This is a genomic window from Sphingosinicella sp. CPCC 101087, assembly GCF_004151485.1.
In the GTDB taxonomy this organism is placed as follows: Bacteria; Pseudomonadota; Alphaproteobacteria; order Sphingomonadales; family Sphingomonadaceae; genus Allosphingosinicella.
This window is the reverse complement of the sequence record NZ_SBFF01000008.1, coordinates 234,964-252,976: the sequence shown is the minus strand read 5'-3', so window position 1 is coordinate 252,976 and position 18,013 is coordinate 234,964. Positions and strand designations below refer to the sequence as shown.

At 66.5% G+C, this 18,013-nt stretch carries 18 protein-coding genes; 10 read left to right on the top strand and 8 right to left on the bottom strand.

What is annotated here, in order from left to right:
• The first annotated feature begins 35 nt into the window (after positions 1-35).
• Positions 36-380: an ArsC family reductase gene (locus EKM57_RS14305; protein WP_129793234.1), complete on the top strand. Its 345-nt coding sequence runs from the start codon at positions 36-38 to the stop codon at positions 378-380.
• Positions 381-407: 27 nt separating this feature from the next.
• Entirely contained in the window at positions 408-1,481 is a 1,074-nt protein-coding gene (locus EKM57_RS14300) for an alpha/beta fold hydrolase (protein ID WP_129793173.1), read from the top strand.
• A 17-nt stretch (positions 1,482-1,498) separates the two neighbouring features.
• Here EKM57_RS14300 and EKM57_RS14295 read toward each other — a convergent pair whose 3' ends face one another.
• Entirely contained in the window at positions 1,499-1,945 is a 447-nt protein-coding gene (locus EKM57_RS14295; RefSeq protein WP_129793172.1) for an SgcJ/EcaC family oxidoreductase, read from the bottom strand.
• Positions 1,946-2,051: 106 nt separating this feature from the next.
• On the opposite strand from EKM57_RS14295, the gene EKM57_RS14290 reads away from it, so the two are divergent.
• Positions 2,052-2,216, top strand: coding sequence for a Flp family type IVb pilin (locus tag EKM57_RS14290; protein WP_129793171.1), 165 nt, complete (start codon positions 2,052-2,054; stop codon positions 2,214-2,216).
• A gap of 30 nt (positions 2,217-2,246) precedes the next feature.
• Here the strand turns inward: EKM57_RS14290 and EKM57_RS14285 are convergent, their stop codons facing one another.
• From EKM57_RS14285 to EKM57_RS14260, 6 genes are all read right to left on the bottom strand, one after another.
• Complete coding sequence (locus EKM57_RS14285) at positions 2,247-3,425, bottom strand: GNAT family N-acetyltransferase (RefSeq protein WP_129793170.1); 1,179 nt, start codon at positions 3,423-3,425, stop codon at positions 2,247-2,249.
• A gap of 72 nt (positions 3,426-3,497) precedes the next feature.
• Positions 3,498-5,558 carry a 3-hydroxyacyl-CoA dehydrogenase NAD-binding domain-containing protein gene (locus EKM57_RS14280; RefSeq protein WP_129793169.1) on the bottom strand — a complete coding sequence of 687 codons (2,061 nt, stop codon included), beginning with the start codon at positions 5,556-5,558 and terminating at the stop codon, positions 3,498-3,500.
• Positions 5,559-5,640: 82 nt separating this feature from the next.
• Positions 5,641-6,402: an SDR family NAD(P)-dependent oxidoreductase gene (locus tag EKM57_RS14275; RefSeq protein WP_129793168.1), complete on the bottom strand. Its 762-nt coding sequence runs from the start codon at positions 6,400-6,402 to the stop codon at positions 5,641-5,643.
• On the bottom strand, positions 6,399-7,175 hold the full coding sequence (locus EKM57_RS14270; RefSeq protein ID WP_129793167.1) for an SDR family NAD(P)-dependent oxidoreductase: 777 nt from the start codon (positions 7,173-7,175) through the stop codon (positions 6,399-6,401). Before EKM57_RS14270 ends, EKM57_RS14275 begins: the two co-directional genes overlap by 4 nt.
• 105 nt (positions 7,176-7,280) lie before the next feature.
• Positions 7,281-8,363 (bottom strand): Zn-dependent alcohol dehydrogenase, encoded by a 1,083-nt coding sequence (locus EKM57_RS14265; RefSeq protein ID WP_129793166.1) that lies wholly within the window; start codon positions 8,361-8,363, stop codon positions 7,281-7,283.
• A gap of 60 nt (positions 8,364-8,423) precedes the next feature.
• Positions 8,424-9,665 carry an acyl-CoA dehydrogenase family protein gene (locus EKM57_RS14260; protein WP_129793165.1) on the bottom strand — a complete coding sequence of 414 codons (1,242 nt, stop codon included), beginning with the start codon at positions 9,663-9,665 and terminating at the stop codon, positions 8,424-8,426.
• Between the two features lie 144 nt (positions 9,666-9,809).
• Between EKM57_RS14260 and EKM57_RS14255 the strand changes: the two genes are divergently transcribed.
• The 7 genes from EKM57_RS14255 (at position 9,810) to EKM57_RS14225 (ending at position 17,523) form a co-directional block, all read left to right on the top strand.
• Positions 9,810-10,577, top strand: coding sequence for an MBL fold metallo-hydrolase (locus EKM57_RS14255; RefSeq protein ID WP_129793164.1), 768 nt, complete (start codon positions 9,810-9,812; stop codon positions 10,575-10,577).
• Between the two features lie 98 nt (positions 10,578-10,675).
• Positions 10,676-12,151 carry an NAD(P)/FAD-dependent oxidoreductase gene (locus EKM57_RS14250; RefSeq protein WP_129793163.1) on the top strand — a complete coding sequence of 492 codons (1,476 nt, stop codon included), beginning with the start codon at positions 10,676-10,678 and terminating at the stop codon, positions 12,149-12,151.
• A gap of 50 nt (positions 12,152-12,201) precedes the next feature.
• Positions 12,202-13,368, top strand: a complete 1,167-nt coding sequence (locus EKM57_RS14245) for an acyl-CoA dehydrogenase family protein (RefSeq protein ID WP_129793162.1) — start codon at positions 12,202-12,204, stop codon at positions 13,366-13,368.
• A 130-nt stretch (positions 13,369-13,498) separates the two neighbouring features.
• The gene (locus tag EKM57_RS14240) at positions 13,499-14,614 is read left to right on the top strand and encodes an acyl-CoA dehydrogenase family protein (RefSeq protein WP_129793161.1); all 1,116 of its coding nucleotides are present in this window, start codon (positions 13,499-13,501) and stop codon (positions 14,612-14,614) included.
• Between the two features lie 7 nt (positions 14,615-14,621).
• A complete protein-coding gene (locus tag EKM57_RS14235; protein ID WP_129793160.1) occupies positions 14,622-15,764 on the top strand; it encodes an acyl-CoA dehydrogenase family protein in 1,143 nt (380 codons plus the stop codon).
• A 22-nt stretch (positions 15,765-15,786) separates the two neighbouring features.
• Positions 15,787-17,091: an amidohydrolase gene (locus EKM57_RS14230; protein ID WP_129793159.1), complete on the top strand. Its 1,305-nt coding sequence runs from the start codon at positions 15,787-15,789 to the stop codon at positions 17,089-17,091.
• Between the two features lie 156 nt (positions 17,092-17,247).
• The gene (locus tag EKM57_RS14225; protein ID WP_129793158.1) at positions 17,248-17,523 is read left to right on the top strand and encodes a hypothetical protein; all 276 of its coding nucleotides are present in this window, start codon (positions 17,248-17,250) and stop codon (positions 17,521-17,523) included.
• 99 nt (positions 17,524-17,622) lie between these two features.
• On the opposite strand, the gene EKM57_RS14220 is transcribed toward EKM57_RS14225, so the two are convergent.
• Positions 17,623-18,006, bottom strand: a complete 384-nt coding sequence (locus tag EKM57_RS14220; protein WP_129793157.1) for a PaaI family thioesterase — start codon at positions 18,004-18,006, stop codon at positions 17,623-17,625.
• Positions 18,007-18,013 lie beyond the last annotated feature (7 nt).

The following is an 18,013-nucleotide window of genomic DNA, read 5'->3' as shown; positions in this document are numbered from 1 at the left end:
TCCCATTGTTTCGGCAAGCGCTCTATCAGGCGGGAATGAAGCTTTACGGCATTCGCAATTGCGACACGGTGAAGAAGGCTCGCGCCTGGCTCGACGCCCGGGGCATAGCCTATGATTTCCACGACTATAAGACCCAGGGCATAGATGCCCCGCGGCTACGAGGCTGGGCGAAGGAGCTGGGCTGGGAGCGGCTGCTCAACCGATCGGGGACGACGTTCCGCAAGCTCTCCGATTCGCAGAAAGCGGACCTCGACGAGGAAAAAGCGGTCGGCCTGATGACCGAGCAGCCGTCCATGATTCGTCGCCCGGTCCTGGACCTTGGCGACCGACGCCTGCTCGGCTTCGACCTCGGCACGTACGAGGATGTGCTGGGTCGCTGACCCGCTGCAAGAAGGGGAAATCAGAATATGCGATTGATGGCTTGGCTCCTGCTTGTCCTGCTGGGCGCGCCCGCTCTGGCCCAGACGGATTATTCCGCCCGGCTTAAGGAGGGCGACGTCATCCTTCGCGACTTCCGGTTCGGTTCGGGCGAGCGGATGGCGGAGCTCAGGATGCATTATGCCACGCTCGGCACGCCGCGGCGCGACGCCGAGGGCCGGGTGGTGAATGCCGTGATGGTGCTGCACGGCACCGGAGGCAGCGGCCGCCAATTCCTCCAGCCGCACTTCGCCGACGAGCTGTTCGGTCCCGGCCAGCCGCTCGACACCAGCCGCTACTATGTCATCCTTCCCGACAATATCGGGCACGGGCGTTCCTCCAAGCCGAGCGACGGGCTGAGGATGCGCTTTCCTGCCTACGATTATGACGACATGGTGGAGGCGCAGCGTCGCATGCTGATCGAAGGGTTGGGCGTCGATCGGCTGCGCCTGCTGATGGGCACCTCGATGGGCTGCATGCATGCCTTCGTCTGGGCCGAGACCCATCCCGACTTCGTGCGGGCAATGATGCCGAAAGCCTGCCTGCCGGTCGAGATTGCCGGGCATAATCGCATGTGGCGCCGTGCCGCGGTCGAGGGGATACGCCGCGATCCGGCTTGGCAGGACGGGAATTATGCGAGCCAGCCGATTCAGGGGCTACGCGTCGCCGCGAGCCTTCTCCAGGTCGCCGGCTTCGCCCCGCTCTATCTCCAGAAGGCTTATCCGGACCGGGAGAGCGCCGACGCATATATCGTCGAGCGGATCGACCGCTCCATCGCCGCCATGGATGCCAACGACTACATCTATCAGATTGAATCGTCGCGCAATTACGATCCGTGGCCGCACTTGGACCGGATCCGCACGCCGATGACGTGGATCAACAGCGCCGACGACTTCATCAACCCGCCGGACTATGGCATCGCAGAGGAAGCGGCTCGGCGCATGCCGAGCGTCCGCTACATCCTCGTTCGCGCCACGCCGGAAACGCGGGGTCATTCGACCCACACCTGGGCCCGCTTCTGGCACCGGGAATTGATCGACCTGCTGGCGCGGACGGAGGCCTGAGCGGCAAACGGAACGCCTTATTCCTGCGCGCTCACATGGTTGAGCGCGATGACCCATCGCCCGTCGACCTTGCGCATCAACCGCGTGTTGATTCCTTCCTGCGGCGCCTGCGGACGCTCGAGGCGGTAGCGACTGATCAATTGCGCGGCATCGGGCGCCAGCATCTCGATCCGTATGTCCCGGAACTGAAGGTGTCCGCGCTGGTCGGGCGAGCCGCCATAATCGCGCACATAATGGTCGAGCGTGCCCTGCCAGTCGCGCTGGAACTGGCCGCGCGAGACGAAGACGACGTCGGGATTCTTGAACCCGGCCATGTAGCCTCGGAAGTCGCCGCGATTCCACGCCGCTTCCATGTCGGCGATCACCTGGCGGATCGCCTGTTCCTCGGCCGCCGCGTCGAAGGCGGGCGGTCGCGCGCAGGAGGCGAGGACGAGCAGCAAAGCGGCGATGAAGCAGGATCGCATGGTCGATGGGCTCCGAAAGACAAAGGGAGGCCATACCGCCAGAAACTTAAGGCGGCGGCAACCTCTCGGCGGATATTGTTGATCGCCTCGTCAGGAGCGTGCCGCTATGTCCATCCTGAAGCCTCTGCTGCGCGATCGAAGCGGCGCTACCGCCATCGAATATGGCTTGCTCCTCGCACTCCTCGCTCTGGTGATGCTGGCCGTTCTCAACAGCCTCGGCTTCACGCTGGCCGGCGTGTTCGACACGGCATCCAATGCGATGCGCGGATGACCGCGAGCGGGCGGAAAGGTCGCGCGCATCTCACTCGCTGAAGGAGGCAGCGGCGGCCGCCGTGACGACGGCAGCGAACATGACGCGTTGGTTCCGCGTCATCAGTGGTGAGGCTTCTGCGTCGTCATTCTCGGCCGACTTTCTCAGCCATTGCGGCCGCAGGAGGGATGCCACCGATCGGTTGCGCACGAACAGGCAGTCGACGATCTCCGAGCCGGGAACGGCCCCGAACTCGCGCTTGTAGCCGCTGTCGCCCGACCCCCAATCGACCAGCTCGATGCCTCGTGCCGCGCTTTCTTCCAGGTGCCGCCAGCTGACGAGCCTGCCGACACGCCACCGCGCGAAGCGTTCGTCATAACTTCCCGCCAAGCCATATTGCGTCCGACCTGCGTTGAGATCGAACGAGAAGGCGGCCGGCGTGTCGCCGACGAAGAGAATGACGGCCGAGAGCATGTCCGCGAGCACGGGGTCGCGGAGTACGCCTTCCCAATAGTCCCGCTGCTTCGGCTTCAGGAATTTCGCTCCGCTCCCATCGGTGCGCGTTCCCACCCAGCTGTTGGTCTCGATCGCGGCGAGCGCGTCGAGCGCCGCGGCGTCCCAGCGGGCGCCCTTGACGAAGTGGAATCGCAGCGGACCCTCGGCAGAGAGCTGGCGTTCCATCGACCGCATCTTGCGTGCCAGGGTGCGCTTCGGCCAGCGACCTTGTGCCGCAAGAGCCGGTATGTCCATGACGAAGCTTGTTCCGAGCCGCCGCTTCAGTACCGTCCAGCCTCCGTTCCGCGCCGCTTGTTCAAGGAGCCCGGTGCCCGCCTCGTCGGCATGATAGGGGCCCATGCGCCAGACCTGCCCGAGGGTCCGGTCCACCGCAGCGTCGCCCAGGAATGCGCCTATCTCGTCTTCGTCCGCGTCGGCGGCAACGGGTGGCGCTCGAAATGGCCAATAGCTTCCCGGTACCATGCGTGCGCCGAGCATGGTGGGCCCCATCGGCGCCAGCGGAAGCGTGGCGAGGATCGATCCGCCGCTCCGACGAGCGACGAGGGTCGTCGATCCGGCCGCTCCCGCCGGCTCGAACCAGGCGCGGCGAAGGAAGGCATGGGTCGGGCTCGCGCGCGCGGCGGCTTCGTCGATCGCCGGATCGAAGCCGGGGCGCACCTCGACGTCGACCGTCCGATCGGTAACCCGGAACTCGTGCCTGGCGGGCAGCTGCATGTTGGACCCTCCCCTTCTGGATGAGGAGGGTCTAACAGGCGAAGGTAAGCAGGGAGTAAGCGACCCTTCCGGTCAGCGTGTGAACTTCTCCCCCGCCTCGGCCTTGCGTACCAGCAGGTCGGAAAGCGAGAAATCCCCGCCCAGCCGCGGCTGCTGTCGCTTCAGCCCCTCGACGATTCTCGCCAGGCCCTCGGTGTCGGCCCAGAACATCGGTCCGCCGCGATAGACTGGCCAGCCGTAGCCGTAGACCCAGACGACATCGATGTCGGATGCGCGCTGGGCCATGCCTTCCTCGAGGATCTTCGCGCCTTCGTTCACCATCGTATAGAGCGTTCGTTCGATGATCTCCTGATCGTCTATCTCCCGCTTCTCCACGCCCTCCTTGGAGCGGAATGCCTCGATCACCTCGGCGACGACAGGAGAGGGGGTCGGCCGCCTCTTTTCGTCATAGTCGTAGAAGCCGGCGCCCTTCTTCTGGCCCCAGCGGCCGAGCGCGCAAAGCTTGTCGCGGATATTCTCGATCCGGTTCGGATCGCGGTGCCAGCCTATGTCGACGCCGGCGAGATCGGCCATTTGGAACGGGCCCATCGGCATGCCGAACTCGACATGGATGCGGTCGATCTGTTCGGGCGTGGCGCCTTCCAGCAGCAGGCGGTTGGCCTGGAGCTGCCGCGGCATCAGCATCCGATTGCCGATGAAGCCGTGGCAGACGCCGGCGACCACGGCGACCTTCCTGATTTTCTTGGCGAGTTGCATCGCCGTCACCAGCACGTCCGGGGCCGTCTTCGCGCCGCGCACCACTTCCAGCAGCTTCATGATGTTGGCCGGCGAGAAGAAATGGAGGCCGACCACGTCCTGTGGCCGCGACGTGGTCGCCGCGATCTCGTCGATGTTGAGATAGGAGGTGTTAGAAGCGAGGATGGCGCCAGGCTTGGCGATGCGGTCCAGCTTCCCGAAGATATCCTTCTTGACGTCCATATTCTCGAACACCGCCTCGATGATCAGGTCGCAGTCGGCAAGCGCGTCGAGCTCGAGCGTCGGCCTCAGCAGTCCCATCGCCTGCGCGACCTGGTCGGCGGTCATCCGGCCCTTGGCGGCGCTGGCCTCGTAATTCTTGCGCATCACGCCGGTGCCACGGTCGAGCGCCTCCTGCGCCATCTCGACGATCGTCACCGGAATCCCCGCCGACAGGAAGTTCATCGAGATTCCGCCGCCCATCGTCCCGGCGCCGATCACGCCGACCCGCTTGATGTCGCGGGTCCCGGTGTCCTCGGGCAGGCCCTCGATCTTTGCGGCCTTGCGCTCGGCGAAGAAGAAATATTGCTGCGCGCGCGCCTGGGTGCCGCTCATCAGCTCCATGAAAAGGCGGCGCTCGTCCTGCACGCCTTGCGCGTAGGGCTTGGCGACCGCCGCCTCGATGGCGCGGATATTGTACTCGGGCGCATCGAATCCGCGAAACTTCCGGGCATTGGCCTCGCGGAACTCGTCGAAGACGGCGGGATTGGCGCGGGCCTCGGCGAGCTTGTCGTCCCGCTCGCTGGTCTTCGGGATGGGACGGACGTCGCGCACTTCCTCGGCGAAGGCGACCGCATGCTGCTCCAGGTCTCCTTCGATCAACCGATCGACCAGGCCGATGTCATGGGCCTCTTTGGCGCCGACCGGATTGCCGGTCGCTGCCATCTCCAGAGCCCGCCGGACGCCGGCGACGCGCGGCAGCCTCTGGGTCCCGCCCGCTCCGGGAAGCAGGCCGAGCTTCACCTCCGGCACGCCCAGCTTCGCCGTCGGCACCGCCACGCGATAATGGCTTGCCAGCGCCACTTCGAGCCCGCCCCCGAACGCCGTCCCGTGGATCGCCGCGACAACCGGCTTCGTGCATTGCTCGATCCGGTCCACCACCATCGGCAGCATCGGCATCTGCATCGGCTTGCCGAATTCGGTGATGTCGGCGCCGGCGAAGAAAGTCTGCCCTTGGCAGATGATCACGACGGCCTTCACCTTTTCATCGGCATCGGCCTGCTCGATCGCACTCACCAGCCCCTCGCGCACCGCATGGCCCAGCGCGTTGACCGGCGGATTGTTGGAGGTGACGATCAGAACGTCGCCGTGCAGCTTGGTCGAAATGGGGCTCGTCATGCGAAAGTCTCCTGTGTTTCCAGATCCGCTCGTCCTGAGTAGCCGTTGAGCTTGTCGAAACGGCGTATCGAAGGACGTTGGTTCAAAAGGCCGTTCGGCCATATTCCTGCCGATAGAAAGGGTGCGAGGCGGAGAGGCCGCCGTCGACGACAAGGGCATGTCCGTTGACATAGCTGGACTCGTCGGAGGCCAGGAAGAGGGCAGCCCGGGCGATTTCCTCGGCCTCGCCGCCGCGCTTCAGGGGATTGAGGTGCCCGATCATGTCGGCCTTCCCCGCGGCGCGTGCCGTGTCGTAGATACCCTTGGTCATCCCCGTCTCGATGAGGCCCGGGCAGATGGCGTTGACGCGGATGTTCGCCCCGACCAGCTGCGTCGCGGCGACCTGGACCAGCCGGATCACGCCGGCCTTGGACGCCGAATAAGCCGGCCCACCCGCCCCGGCTCGAATGCCGGCTACGGAGGCGGTGCAGATGATCGATCCGCCGCCCCGTTCCTTGAGCAGCGGCGCGGCATGCTTGATGGCCAGGAACGGTCCGATCAGGTTGACGCGCAATATCTCCTGCCAATCCTCCGGGGTCTGCTCGAAGATCGAGGCGAGTCCGCCCGAAATACCCGCATTGGCGAAGAAGATGTCGAGGCCTCCATGGTCGCGCGCCGCCTGTTCGACCAGTCGTTTCACATCCTCCTCGTTGCCCGCGTCCGCGGCGACCACCTCCTCGGCCTCGGCAATGTCGGCGGCGATGACCGTGGCGCCCTCCGCCCGGAACAGGGCGGCGCTCGCTTTGCCGATCCCTGAAGCCGCGCCGGTGACGATCGCGACCTTGCCTGCCAGCCGCGCGGTCACAGTCCCACCCCGATCGTGCTCCCGCCGTCGACGATGATGGTCTGGCCCGTCACGTAGGTGGAAGCGGAGGAGGCGAGGAACACCGCCGCTCCGGCAATCTCCTCGGGCTCTCCGATCCGCCTCATCGGGGTGACGCCGGTCACCATCTGCAGCGTCTGGGGATTCTCCCAGAGCGCTCGGGCGAAATCGGTCCGGATCAGCCCGGGGGCGATGCAGTTGACGCGGACTTGGTGCGGCCCGAACTCGGCGGCGAGATTGCGGGCGAGCTGGAAATCGGCAGCTTTGGAAATGTTATAGGCGCCGATCACCGGCGAGGCCTTCAGCCCGCCGATCGAGCTGACGATGATGATCGAGCCTTGCTTTCGCTCGACCATCTCGGGTGCCACCATCTGGATCAGCCAGTGGTTGGAGAGGATGTTGTTGTCCAGGATCTTGCGGAACTGCTCGTCGCTGATCCCGCCCATCGGCCCGTAATAGGGGTTGGACGCGGCGTTGCAGACCAGAACGTCGATCCGGCCCCATTCGCGGCGGGTCTCGTCCACCAGGTTCTGAAGCTCCTCCTTGGAAGAGATGTTCGCAGGTACGACGATCGCCCGTTCCTCGCCGTGCCGGGCGTTGATCGCGTCCGCCGCCTCACGGCAGGCTTCGGCCTTGCGGCTCGATATCACTACCTTGGCACCCTGGTCGGCCAGCGCCTCGGCGATCGCCCGGCCTATGCCGCGCGAGGAGCCGGTGATCACCGCGACTTTCCCGGTCAGATCAAACAGGCTCATGCGATACTCTCCCAACCGTCTTTCCCGCCAAGGCCGGGATGCCGGCCCGAGACCTGTCTTGCGTCGCTTGGGCGCCAGGCTGCGCCGGGCCGACGAGGCTGGAGCTCATTCGAACACCACCACCGAACGCACCGCCTCGCCGCCCCGCAGCTTCTGCACGGCGCCGTTGATCTCGCCGAGCGGGATCCGCTCGGCGATCAGGCTGTCGAGGTCAAGCCGCCCCGCCAGGTAGAAATCCACCAGTCGCGGAATGTCTACCGGGAAGCGGTTCGATCCCATCAGGCAGCCCTGGAGCTTCTTCTCGGCAAGCAGATCGAGCGCCCGCATCGGCAGCTTTTCATGCATCGGCATCATGCCGACGATCGTGGCGGTGCCCCCGCGCCGAAGCAGCGCCAGCGCCATCTCCCCGGCCGCAATTCGTCCGACCGCCTCGATCGCGTGATGAACGCCGCCGCGAGTGAGCTCGACCACCTGCTCGCGAAGCTTGTCCGTTTCCGGGTCGAAGCTGTCGGTTGCCCCCATCTTCTCGGCGAGCGCGCGCTTCGCGGGCACCGGATCGATGGCGATGATCCTCGCAGCCCCCGCGATCTTCGCTGCGTTGACGGCGGCGAGGCCAATCCCGCCACAGCCGATGACCGCGACATGGTCGCCCGCTTTCACCTGCGCCGTGTTCAGCACCGAGCCAGCGCCGGTCACGACCGCGCAGCCCATCAGGGCGGCCCGGTCGAACGGCATGTCCGGATCGATCGCGACCGCACCATTTTCGTGCACCAGCAGCTGCTCGGCAATGCCGGCGACGTTGAGCAGCTGATGCAGCGGCGTTCCGTCCAGCGCGATGCGCGGCGCCTCCATCGGCTTTCGCCGGGTCGAGGCGTCTGTGCACAATGCCAGGCGTCCGGTGACGCAATATTCGCAACGCCCGCAAAAGGTGGAGAAGCAGGTGACGACATGGTCGCCCGGTTTGAGCGCGGTCACGTCGTCGCCGACCGCCTCCACCACGCCCGCCGCCTCGTGGCCGGGAACGAGCGGGGTCGGCGCCGGATAGAGGCCGTCGATGAAATGCAGGTCCGAATGGCACACGCCGCAGGCGCGCGTGCGGATCAGCACCTCGCGAGGCCCCGGCTTGGAGACGGCAACCTCCTCGACGACGAGGTCCGACAGCGTCTGATGCAGGACGGCGGCTTTCAAGGTTGCGCTCCTTTCCTCGCGATGGCTTTCTGCACCCCCGCTTTCCCGCGCTGGCGGAACTCAAGCCACTGGATGCTTGGCATATTCCAGCTTCGCTATGGCGCGGGCGTGGACCTCGTCGGGGCCGTCCGCGAGGCGCAGGGTCCGAATGCCGGCATAGCTTTTGGCGAGCTCGAAGTCCTGGCTGACGCCGGCGCCGCCATGCGCCTGGATGGCATCGTCGATGATTCTGAGCGCCATGTTCGGCGCGTGCACCTTGATCATGGCGATCTCGGCCTGAGCGGCCTTGTTGCCGGCCTTGTCCATCATGTCGGCGGCTTTGAGGCAAAGCAGCCGAGAACATTCGATGTCGATCCTCGCGGTCGCGATCCTCTGCTCCCAGATGCTGTGCGCCGACAGGGTCTTGCCGAAGGCGATCCGGTTCTGCAGCCGGATGACCATCGCCTTCAGCGCTTCCTCGGCGGCGCCGATCGTGCGCATGCAGTGATGGATACGCCCCGGGCCTAGCCGCCCCTGTGCGATCTCGAACCCGCGCCCTTCCCCGAGCAAGAGGTTCGATGCCGGGATGCGGACGTCCTTGAGCTCGATTTCCATATGACCGTGCGGGGCGTCGTCATAGCCGAAGACGGTGAGCGCCCGCTCGACCCTCACGCCGGGCGCATCCAGCGGCATCAATACCATCGACTGCTGCTGATGCCTTGGATTGTCCGGATTGGTCTTGCCCATCAGGATGGCGACCTTGCAGCGCGGGTCGCCCGCGCCCGAAGACCACCATTTGCGGCCGTTGATCACATAATCGTCGCCGTCGCGGCGGATCTCGCACTGGATGTTCGTGGCGTCGGACGAAGCGACGCCCGGCTCGGTCATCAGGAAAGCGGAGCGTATCTCGCCGTTCATCAGCGGCCGGAGCCACCGCTCCTTCTGCTCGCGCGTGCCGTAGCGGTGCAGCACCTCCATATTGCCTGTGTCGGGCGCAGAGCAGTTGAACACCTCCGAAGCCCAGCCGACGCGGCCCATCTCCTCGGCGCACAGGGCATATTCGACATTGCTGAGCTGCGTGCCCTCGAATTCGAACGTCTCGTCGACATGCTTCAGGGCCTGCCCAGGCGGCATGAACAGGTTCCACAGCCCATCGGCTCTCGCTTGCGGCTTCAGCTCCTCGATCACCGCGATCGGCTGCCAGCGATCCCCTTGGGCAAGCTGCTGCTTGAAGTCTTCGCTACGCGGCCGAATCCGAGTCTCGATGAAGTCGCGAACCCTGTCGCGGTAGTAAGCTTCGCGTTCCGTAAGGGAAAAATCCATGGTCTCGCTTCCGCTGCTTTACGTTCGCGTAAGGTATCGGATTTGGCTAGAGCAGAGCCGCCCTGAGGTCCAGTCCGGGGCTTCATCCGGCGCCGCGCCGACTTGTGCTATTGTCGGTCTCCCGGCTGGAGGGAGAGAGAGACCATGACCGCACGAATCGACGAGGTCGAGGAGGGAATCTACCGCCTGTCGGTGCTCGTGCCCGACATCGCCCCGCCGCTAGGCTTCACCTTCAACAGCTTCCTGGTCGACGGCGATGAGCCGTTGCTCTTCCACGCCGGCCAGCGCGCCATGTTCCCGCTCTTCTCCGACGCGGTGCGGTCGATCATGCCGCTCGATCGACTGCGCTGGATCTCCTTCGGCCATGTCGAGGCGGATGAATGCGGCGCGATGAATCTGTGGCTCGCCGCCGCACCGAACAGCCAGGTCGCCCATGGCGAGACGGCCTGCTCCGTGTCGCTCAACGATCTCGCCGACCGGCCGCCGCGCGCGCTGGCCGACGGCGAGCTGATCTGTGAAGGGTGCCGCCGCATCCGGTTCATCGCGACGCCGCACGTGCCGCACGGATGGGAGGCGGGCGTCGTCTTCGAAGAGCGGTCGCGCCTGCTCTTCTGCGGGGACCTGTTCACTCAGCTCGGGGATGATCCCACGACGTCGGGGGACATCGTGACGCCTGCCATGGCTGCGGAGGACCTGTTCCAGGCCACCAGCCTCGGCCCGGCGACCGCGCCGACGATTCGCCGGCTCGCCGAGCTCGAGCCGCGCATGCTGGCCTTGATGCACGGCCCCACCTTCCGGGGCGACGGCGCGAAGGCTTTGCGCGAACTCGCCGACCGCTATGCCGCCCGTCTCAAGGCTGCTGACGAGCCGGCTCCGTCCGTGCAGGCGGGGCCGCCGTCAGTGGCCGTCTGAGGTCTCACCGGCTTTCCCGCTCGGCGGTCCCTGGAGACCTCCGTCAACTGCGCCGGCGCCGCCTTGCCGGGGCCGGTCTCGCCTCCTAGCCTGCCGTCATGCTCGACACGCTGGTCATCGGCAGCGGCTTTTCCGGAATCGGCATGGGGGTCGCGCTTCGCAGGGCTGCGCGCGAGGATTTCGAGATATGGGAGCGCGCCTCCGATCTCGGCGGCACCTGGCGCGACAATCATTATCCGGGCTGCGCCTGCGACATCACCTCGCCGGTCTATTCCTTCTCCTTCGCGCCGAAGCCGGACTGGTCCCGCCTTTATCCGCCGCAGCCTGAGATTTTGGACTATCTTCGCGGCGTCGCCCGCGATCACGGCCTCGGCCCGCACCTTCGCTTCGGCCGCGACATGCGTGCGGCGCGCTGGCGCGTCGACCATTGGGAGGTCGAGGCGGCCGACGGGACGGTAGCGAAGGCGCGGTTCCTCGTCCTCGGCACCGGCGGGCTGAGCAATTGGCGGTTACCCGGCATAGCCGGCCTCGATGGGTTCGACGGCGCCGTCTGGCATTCGGCCGCCTGGAATCACGACTTCCCGCTCGAGGGGAAGAGGGTCGCGGTCGTCGGCACCGGCGCCAGCGCGATCCAGTTCGTGCCCGAGATCGCGCCGAAGGTGGGCCGGCTCACGATCTTCCAGCGCACGCCGCCCTGGGTCGTGCCGAAGCTCGACCGCGAGATCACGCCGCGCGTCGCTGAGCGATGGCGCCGTCAGCCCTGGCGACAAAAGCTGCTGCGCCTCTTCCATTTCGCGCGTAGCGAATTGCTGCTCCAGCCGCGCCTTCGGCGGATGCGCGGCCTGGACAAGCTCGAGCGCATCGCTCGCGAGCATATGGAAAGCGCGATTGCTGATCCCATCCTGCGCGATCGGCTGACGCCGCGCTATCGCTTCGGCTGCAAGCGTGTGCTCATCTCCAACGACTGGTATCCAACGCTTGCCCGCGACAATGTCGAGCTGGTCGCCGAGAGGATCGAGGCGGCGACGCCGGATGGGCTGCGCACCGCCGACGGGCGGACCCATGGCTTCGACGCGATCGTCTTCGGCACCGGCTTCGACGTCGAGGCGGCCTGGAAGGGGCCGGACATTGTCGGCCTCGGCGGCGTCGCGCTGCGCGACCAGTGGGCCGACGCGCCGAAAGCCTATCTCGGCATTTCCGTCGCGGGCTATCCGAACCTCTTCATCACCATGGGGCCGGCGACCGGCCTTGGGCACAACAGCATCATCTACATGATCGAGGCGCAGATCGCCCACATCATCAGCGCCATGGCCCTCGCCCGAGACGCGGACGCGGCGGTCATGCCGCGGCGGCGGGCTCAGGACGCTTTCTTCGACGACGTCCAGGCGCAGATGGCCGACACGGTGTGGATGAAGGGCGGCTGCGACAGCTGGTATCTGATCGGCAAGGGCCGCAATTACACCTTATGGCCGGGCCATAGCTTCGCTTATCGTCGCCTGGTCAAGCGCGTCCGCCCGGCCGACTATGTGCCGGTCGATCTCGCAGACTGCCGATCTTCCGACGACGCATGTTGACTCTCCGCAACCTGCGCGGCACTTGACGTTTACGTAAAGGAGAAGCGCCGATGAGCGATTCCGAAGCCTTCCGCGGCGAGGCGCGCGCCTGGCTGGAGGCGAACTGCCCGGCCGAGATGCGCGAGCCTGTTCGCGACGAGACCGACCTGTGCTGGGGCGGGCGCGACCTGGTCTTCAAGAACGAGGCCCAGCGACGCTGGCTCGAGCGGATGGCCGAACGCGGCTGGACGGTGCCCGACTGGCCGGAACGTTATGGAGGCGGCGGGCTGTCCCCAGCCGAGGCCAAGATATTGAAGCAGGAGATGGCGCGGATCGGCGCCCGCAATCCGCTGACCAGCTTCGGCATCTCGATGCTGGGTCCGGCATTGCTCAAATATGGCGATGAGGGACAGAAAAGCCGCTATCTGCCCGAAATCGCTCGCGGCGAAATTCGCTGGTGCCAGGGCTATTCGGAGCCCAATGCCGGCTCCGATCTCGCCTCGCTGCAGACGAAATGCGAGGACAAGGGAGACCATTGGCTGGTCAACGGCCAGAAGGTCTGGACCAGCTATGCGGACAAGGCCGACTGGATCTTCTGCCTGGTCCGAACCGATCCGCAGGCACCGAAGCATCACGGCATCAGCTTCATTCTGTTCGACATGAAGACGCCGGGCGTCTCGACGAAGCCGATCCTGCTCATCTCGGGGTCCTCGCCGTTCTGCGAGACCTTCTTCGACGACGTGAAGGTACCCAAGGACCAGGTCGTCGGCGAAGTGAACAAGGGCTGGGACGTGGCCAAATATCTGCTCGGCCACGAGCGCGAGATGATCAGCGGGATGGGCCTTGCCGGCCAGGCCGGCGCGGCGCTGGGTGAAGTGCTGCGCGATGCCGTCGCTGCCGATCCGGTGCTGCGCGCCGACGTTGCCCGCTTCGACGTCGATGCCATGGCTTTCCGCGCGATGTCCGAACGCTTCATCGACGAGCTGAAGGCGGGGCAGGCCCATCCAGCCCAGCCTTCCATGATGAAATATGCCGGAACCGAGTTGAACAAGCGCCGCCACGAGTTGGTCATGGCGGCGGGCGGGTCCGACGCGCTCGAATGGGAGAGCGACCGCTCCCGCAGGGGCAAGGCCGCCCGCGAGTGGCTTCGCACCAAGGCCAACTCGATCGAAGGCGGCACCAGCGAGATCCAGCTCGGCATCATCGCCAAGCGGATCCTGGAGCTGCCGGGGACATAGCCGGGTACCCGCCCGGGCGCCGGTGCATGCCACCACCGTCATCCCGGCGAAGGCCGGGATCCAGACGGAAGTGGAGAAGGAAAGACAGCTTGCACCCTGCCGGGGTGACGATGACGGGAACGGAAATCGAATGCCGCTCTACCTCAATGACGACCAGACCATGCTGCGCGACGCGGCGCGAAGTTTCATGGCCGAGGAAGGCGCCATCGCGAAGCAGCTTCGCCACTGGCGCGACCGGAACTGCAAGGACGGTTTCGGCCATGGCCTTTGGAAGCAGTTCGCGGGCCTTGGCTTTACCGGGATCCTCATCGACGAGGCGCAGGGCGGGCTCGGGCTGGGCCACGTCGAGGCGGGCATCGTCCTCGAGGAAATCGGCCGCAACCTGACTCCATCGCCTTTCCTGATGACGGCGGTCGCCTTCGTCGAGGCGGTGAAGGACACGCCGCATGCGGAGCGCTGGTTTCCCGGCATCCTCGCCGGCGACACGGTGGCTGCGATCGCGGTCGACGAAGGCCCCAGGCATCGTCCGGACACGATCGCGATGCGCGCCGAACGTTCCGGCAACGGCTTCAGTCTTTCGGGACGCAAGCAGTTCGTCGTTCAGGGCGCGTCGGCCGACATTATCCTGGTGGCCGCGAGCACCGAAGAAGGCCCCACCTTGTTCGCAGTCGGGAAAGGCGCGCCCGGGCTGGAGGTCGAAGGCGTGCGGCTCGCCGACAGCAGCATCGGCGCACGCCTGACTTTCGATCGGGTCGGGGTCGACGCCGATGCCGTGGTGGGCGAGGTCGGTCGCGGCGCCGACATCCTCGCCCGGCTGCTCGGCGCCGGCCGCGCCGGCGCGGCGGCAGAGTTGGTCGGCGTGGGCTCGGCCGCGATGGACATGACGGTTGGCTATCTGAAGCAGCGCAAGCAGTTCGGCCGCCTGATCGGCGAGTTCCAGGCGCTGCAGCACCGCGCCGCCCACCTCTATTCGGAGCTTGAGATCGCCCGCGCCGCGACCTTGAAGGCGCAGCAGATGCTGGATGAATCGAGCGCCGGCGCCGAAGCGATGGTGTCGGTCGCCAAGGCCAAAGCGGGCCACTCCGCCACGCTTGCGGTTCAGGAAGGCGTGCAGATGCATGGCGGCATCGGCATGACCGACGAATATGATATCGGCCTCTACATGAAGCGCGACCGGGTGCTGAACGAGCTGTTCGGCGATCCCGCTTTCCATGCCGACCGCCTGGCGCGCCTGAAGGGATATTGACGGTCGCATGCCCCTCGATCCCGACACGTTCGAAGCCCTGATCGAAACGGTCCGACGCTTCGTCGCCGAGCGGCTGAGGCCGCTCGAGGCACAGGTGGGCGAAGACGATGAGGTGCCCGAGGAGATCGTCCGCGAAATGCGCGACATGGGCCTGTTCGGCCTCTCGATCCCCGAGGAATATGGCGGCCTCGGCCTCACCATGTCGGAAGAAGTGCGGGTCGCGCTCGAGTTCGGCCGCACGTCGCCGGCCTTCCGATCGGTGTTCGGCACCAATGTCGGCATCGGCAGCCAGGGCCTCGTCATGGCCGGTAGCGACGAACAGAAGCGGCAATGGCTGCCGCGGATCGCGAGCGGAGAGGTGATCACCAGCTTCGCCCTTACCGAACCCGGCGCCGGCTCCGACAGCGCCTCGGTCCAGACGAAGGCGGCACGGGACGGAAACGTCTACCGCCTGTCCGGCACCAAGCGCTTCATCACCAATGCCGACCGGGCGTCCTTGTTCACGGTGATGGCGCGCACCGGCGGCGCGGGCGCGCGCGGGGTTTCCGCCTTCCTCGTTCCGGCCGACCTGCCCGGCGTGTCGATCGGCAGGCCGGAGCGCAAGATGGGGCAGCAGGGCGCTCATGTCTGTGACGTGACCTTCGACGACGCGCCGCTTCCTGCGGAGAACCGGCTCGGCGACGAAGGCGAGGGGTTCAAGATCGCGATGCGCGTGCTCGATCGCGGCCGTCTCCACATCGCCGCGGTCTGCGTCGGCATCGCCGAGCGGCTGATCGCCGACATGGTCGCTTATGCGACCGAACGCCGGCAGTTCGGAAAGCCGCTCGCCGACTTCCAGCTCGTCCAGGCGATGATCGCCGATTCGAAGACCGATACGATGGCGGGCCGCGCGCTCGTGCTGGAAACGGCGGCCACAATGGACGGCGGAAGGCCGATCACCCTCGATGCGGCCGCTGCCAAATATTTCGCCAGCGAAAGCGTCGGCCGGGTCGCCGACCGCGCGGTGCAGGTCTTCGGCGGCGCCGGCTATGTCGCCGATTACGGCATCGAGCGGCTTTACCGTGACGTCCGGCTGTTCCGCATCTACGAAGGCACCAGCCAGATCCAGCAGCTCGTTATCGCCCGGGAGGCCATACGAAACGGCGGCTGAGGGCGCGAGGAGGGGGGAGCATATGAGGAAGTGGATGTTGGTCGCGGCTTTTGCGACCTGGGCGATGCCGGCAGCGGCGCAGGATCGATCGCTGCGGGACTCGGTGGCGCGTGACTATCGCGACAATCTCGGCGCGCTGTTCGACCATTTCCACCGCAACCCCGAACTCTCGGGCCGTGAGGTCCGCACCGCCGAGCGCATGGCGCAGGAGCTGCGCGCGCTCGGCTATGAGGTGACGACGGGCGTCGGTGGCACCGGCGTCGTGGCGGTGCTGCGCAACGGGGAGGGGCCGACCGTGCTGTTGCGCGCAGACATGGACGGGCTGCCGCTCGAGGAACGATCCGGGCTTCCCAATGCCTCGACCGCCCGCCAGGTCGACGCCGCCGGCGTGGAGCAGCCGGTCATGCACGCCTGCGGTCACGACGTGCACATCACCGCCTTGGTCGGCGCGGCGCGCCAGCTGATCGCCCGGCGCGGCCTTTGGTCCGGCACCGCCGTTCTGATCGCGCAGCCCGCCGAGGAGACGATCTCGGGCGCGCGGACGATGGTCGAGGACGGGCTTTATACCCGCTTTCCCAAGCCCGAATATGCTTTGGCCTTCCACGTCTCCGCCGACATGCCGGCGGGGCGCATCGAGGTCCCCGACACGATCGCTTATTCGAGCGCCGATTCCGTCTCGATGCTCGTCCGCGGCATCGGCACCCACGGCGCATCGCCGCACCAGGGCGTCGACCCCGTGCTCGTCGCCGCGCAGATCGTCATATCCCTTCAGTCGATGGTCGGCCGCGACATCGCCCCGCTCGAAGGCGCGGTGATCAGCGTCGGCTCGATCCACGGCGGCGTGAAGAGCAACATCATTCCCGAACAGGTCGAGCTCCAGATGACCGTCCGCGCCGACACGCCCGAAGTGCGCGCGCAGCTCCTGGACGGGATAGACCGGGTGGCCCGGGGGACCGCCCTGGCGCTCGGCGTGCCGGAGGACCGGCTGCCGGTAGTTACCCGCTCCGCCACGGAGACAACTCCGCCGACGATCAACGATCCCACCACAGCGGCGCGGGTGCGCGAGGCGATCGCCGCCGCCATGGGTCGGGACCGACTGTTCGAGCAGCCTCGCACCGGAATGGGCGCCGAGGATTTCGCCTATTTCGTCACGCCCGAAAGCGGCGTCAAAGGCGTCTACTTCGCCGTCGGCGGCACCCCGCCCGACGAGGTCGATGAGGCGCCGGGCCATCACTCGCCGCTGTTCCGGATCCAGCCCGAGCCGGCCGTAACCGCGGGCGTCGAGGCGATGGTCGTCGCGGCCGAGGCATTGATGCCGCGAGGCTGAGCCCGGCGGTCCGGACCGCTGGCGCCTGCGATACGGCGTGGCTTAAACGGAACGAACCACCGCAAAGTGCGGCCTCCCGCAATTGAACGCGCTTCCGGCAGGACGCTAGGCTTTCGGCAACAGGGGAAATCCACGAAACGACCCTCAGGAGAAGCCATGAAACGCGTTATCGTCACTCTGCTCGCCACGGCCTTCGCAGCCGCGCCGGCCCTTGCTCAGGACTCCGCAACTCCGGCACCCGCCGGCGGACAGGCAGAAGGCGGAACCGCCGAGCAGGCGGACAAGCCGGCTTCCGGACCCGCCGACCAGGGCACGACCACGACGACCACGACGAGCACGGACTCCAACGCCGATACTCCGGTGGAGCCGGAGAGCAATCAGACCGGGCCGGAGGGCGAAAGCGACGCCGCGGACAAGCCGGACCCTCAATAAATACTCGACTAGGTCCGCATGAATGCCGCGCCTCGCCTATTTGGCGGGGCGCGGCATTCCCTTTTGCGGAGCGTCGTCGCGCCGAAGGGCTTCCCCGGCTCAGCGCTTCAACAGCACGTTCATCTGCGCCGCGGCGATCGGCTTGGCGCGGTCCTGCTGCCAGGCATGGGCCTCGACATTGGCGACGCGGTTGCCGAGCCGGGTGATGGTGGCCGTCGCGAACGTGTCGTGCTGCGTGCCGCCGCGCATGAAATTGACGGTGACGTTGATCGGCTTGACGGTCACCTCCTCGGTCGTGCCGAGCGCGTCGTAGATCGCGCCGATCGCTGCGAATTCGAGCAGCCCTGCGATCGCTCCACCATGGAGATAGCCCGGTCGGCCTAGCACCACATCCGCGAACGGCATGACGAAGAGCGTCTCGCCCTCCTCGGACCGGCGCCTGCTGATGCCGAGGAATATCGCGTAAGGCGGCAACGTCTCCATAGGCCGG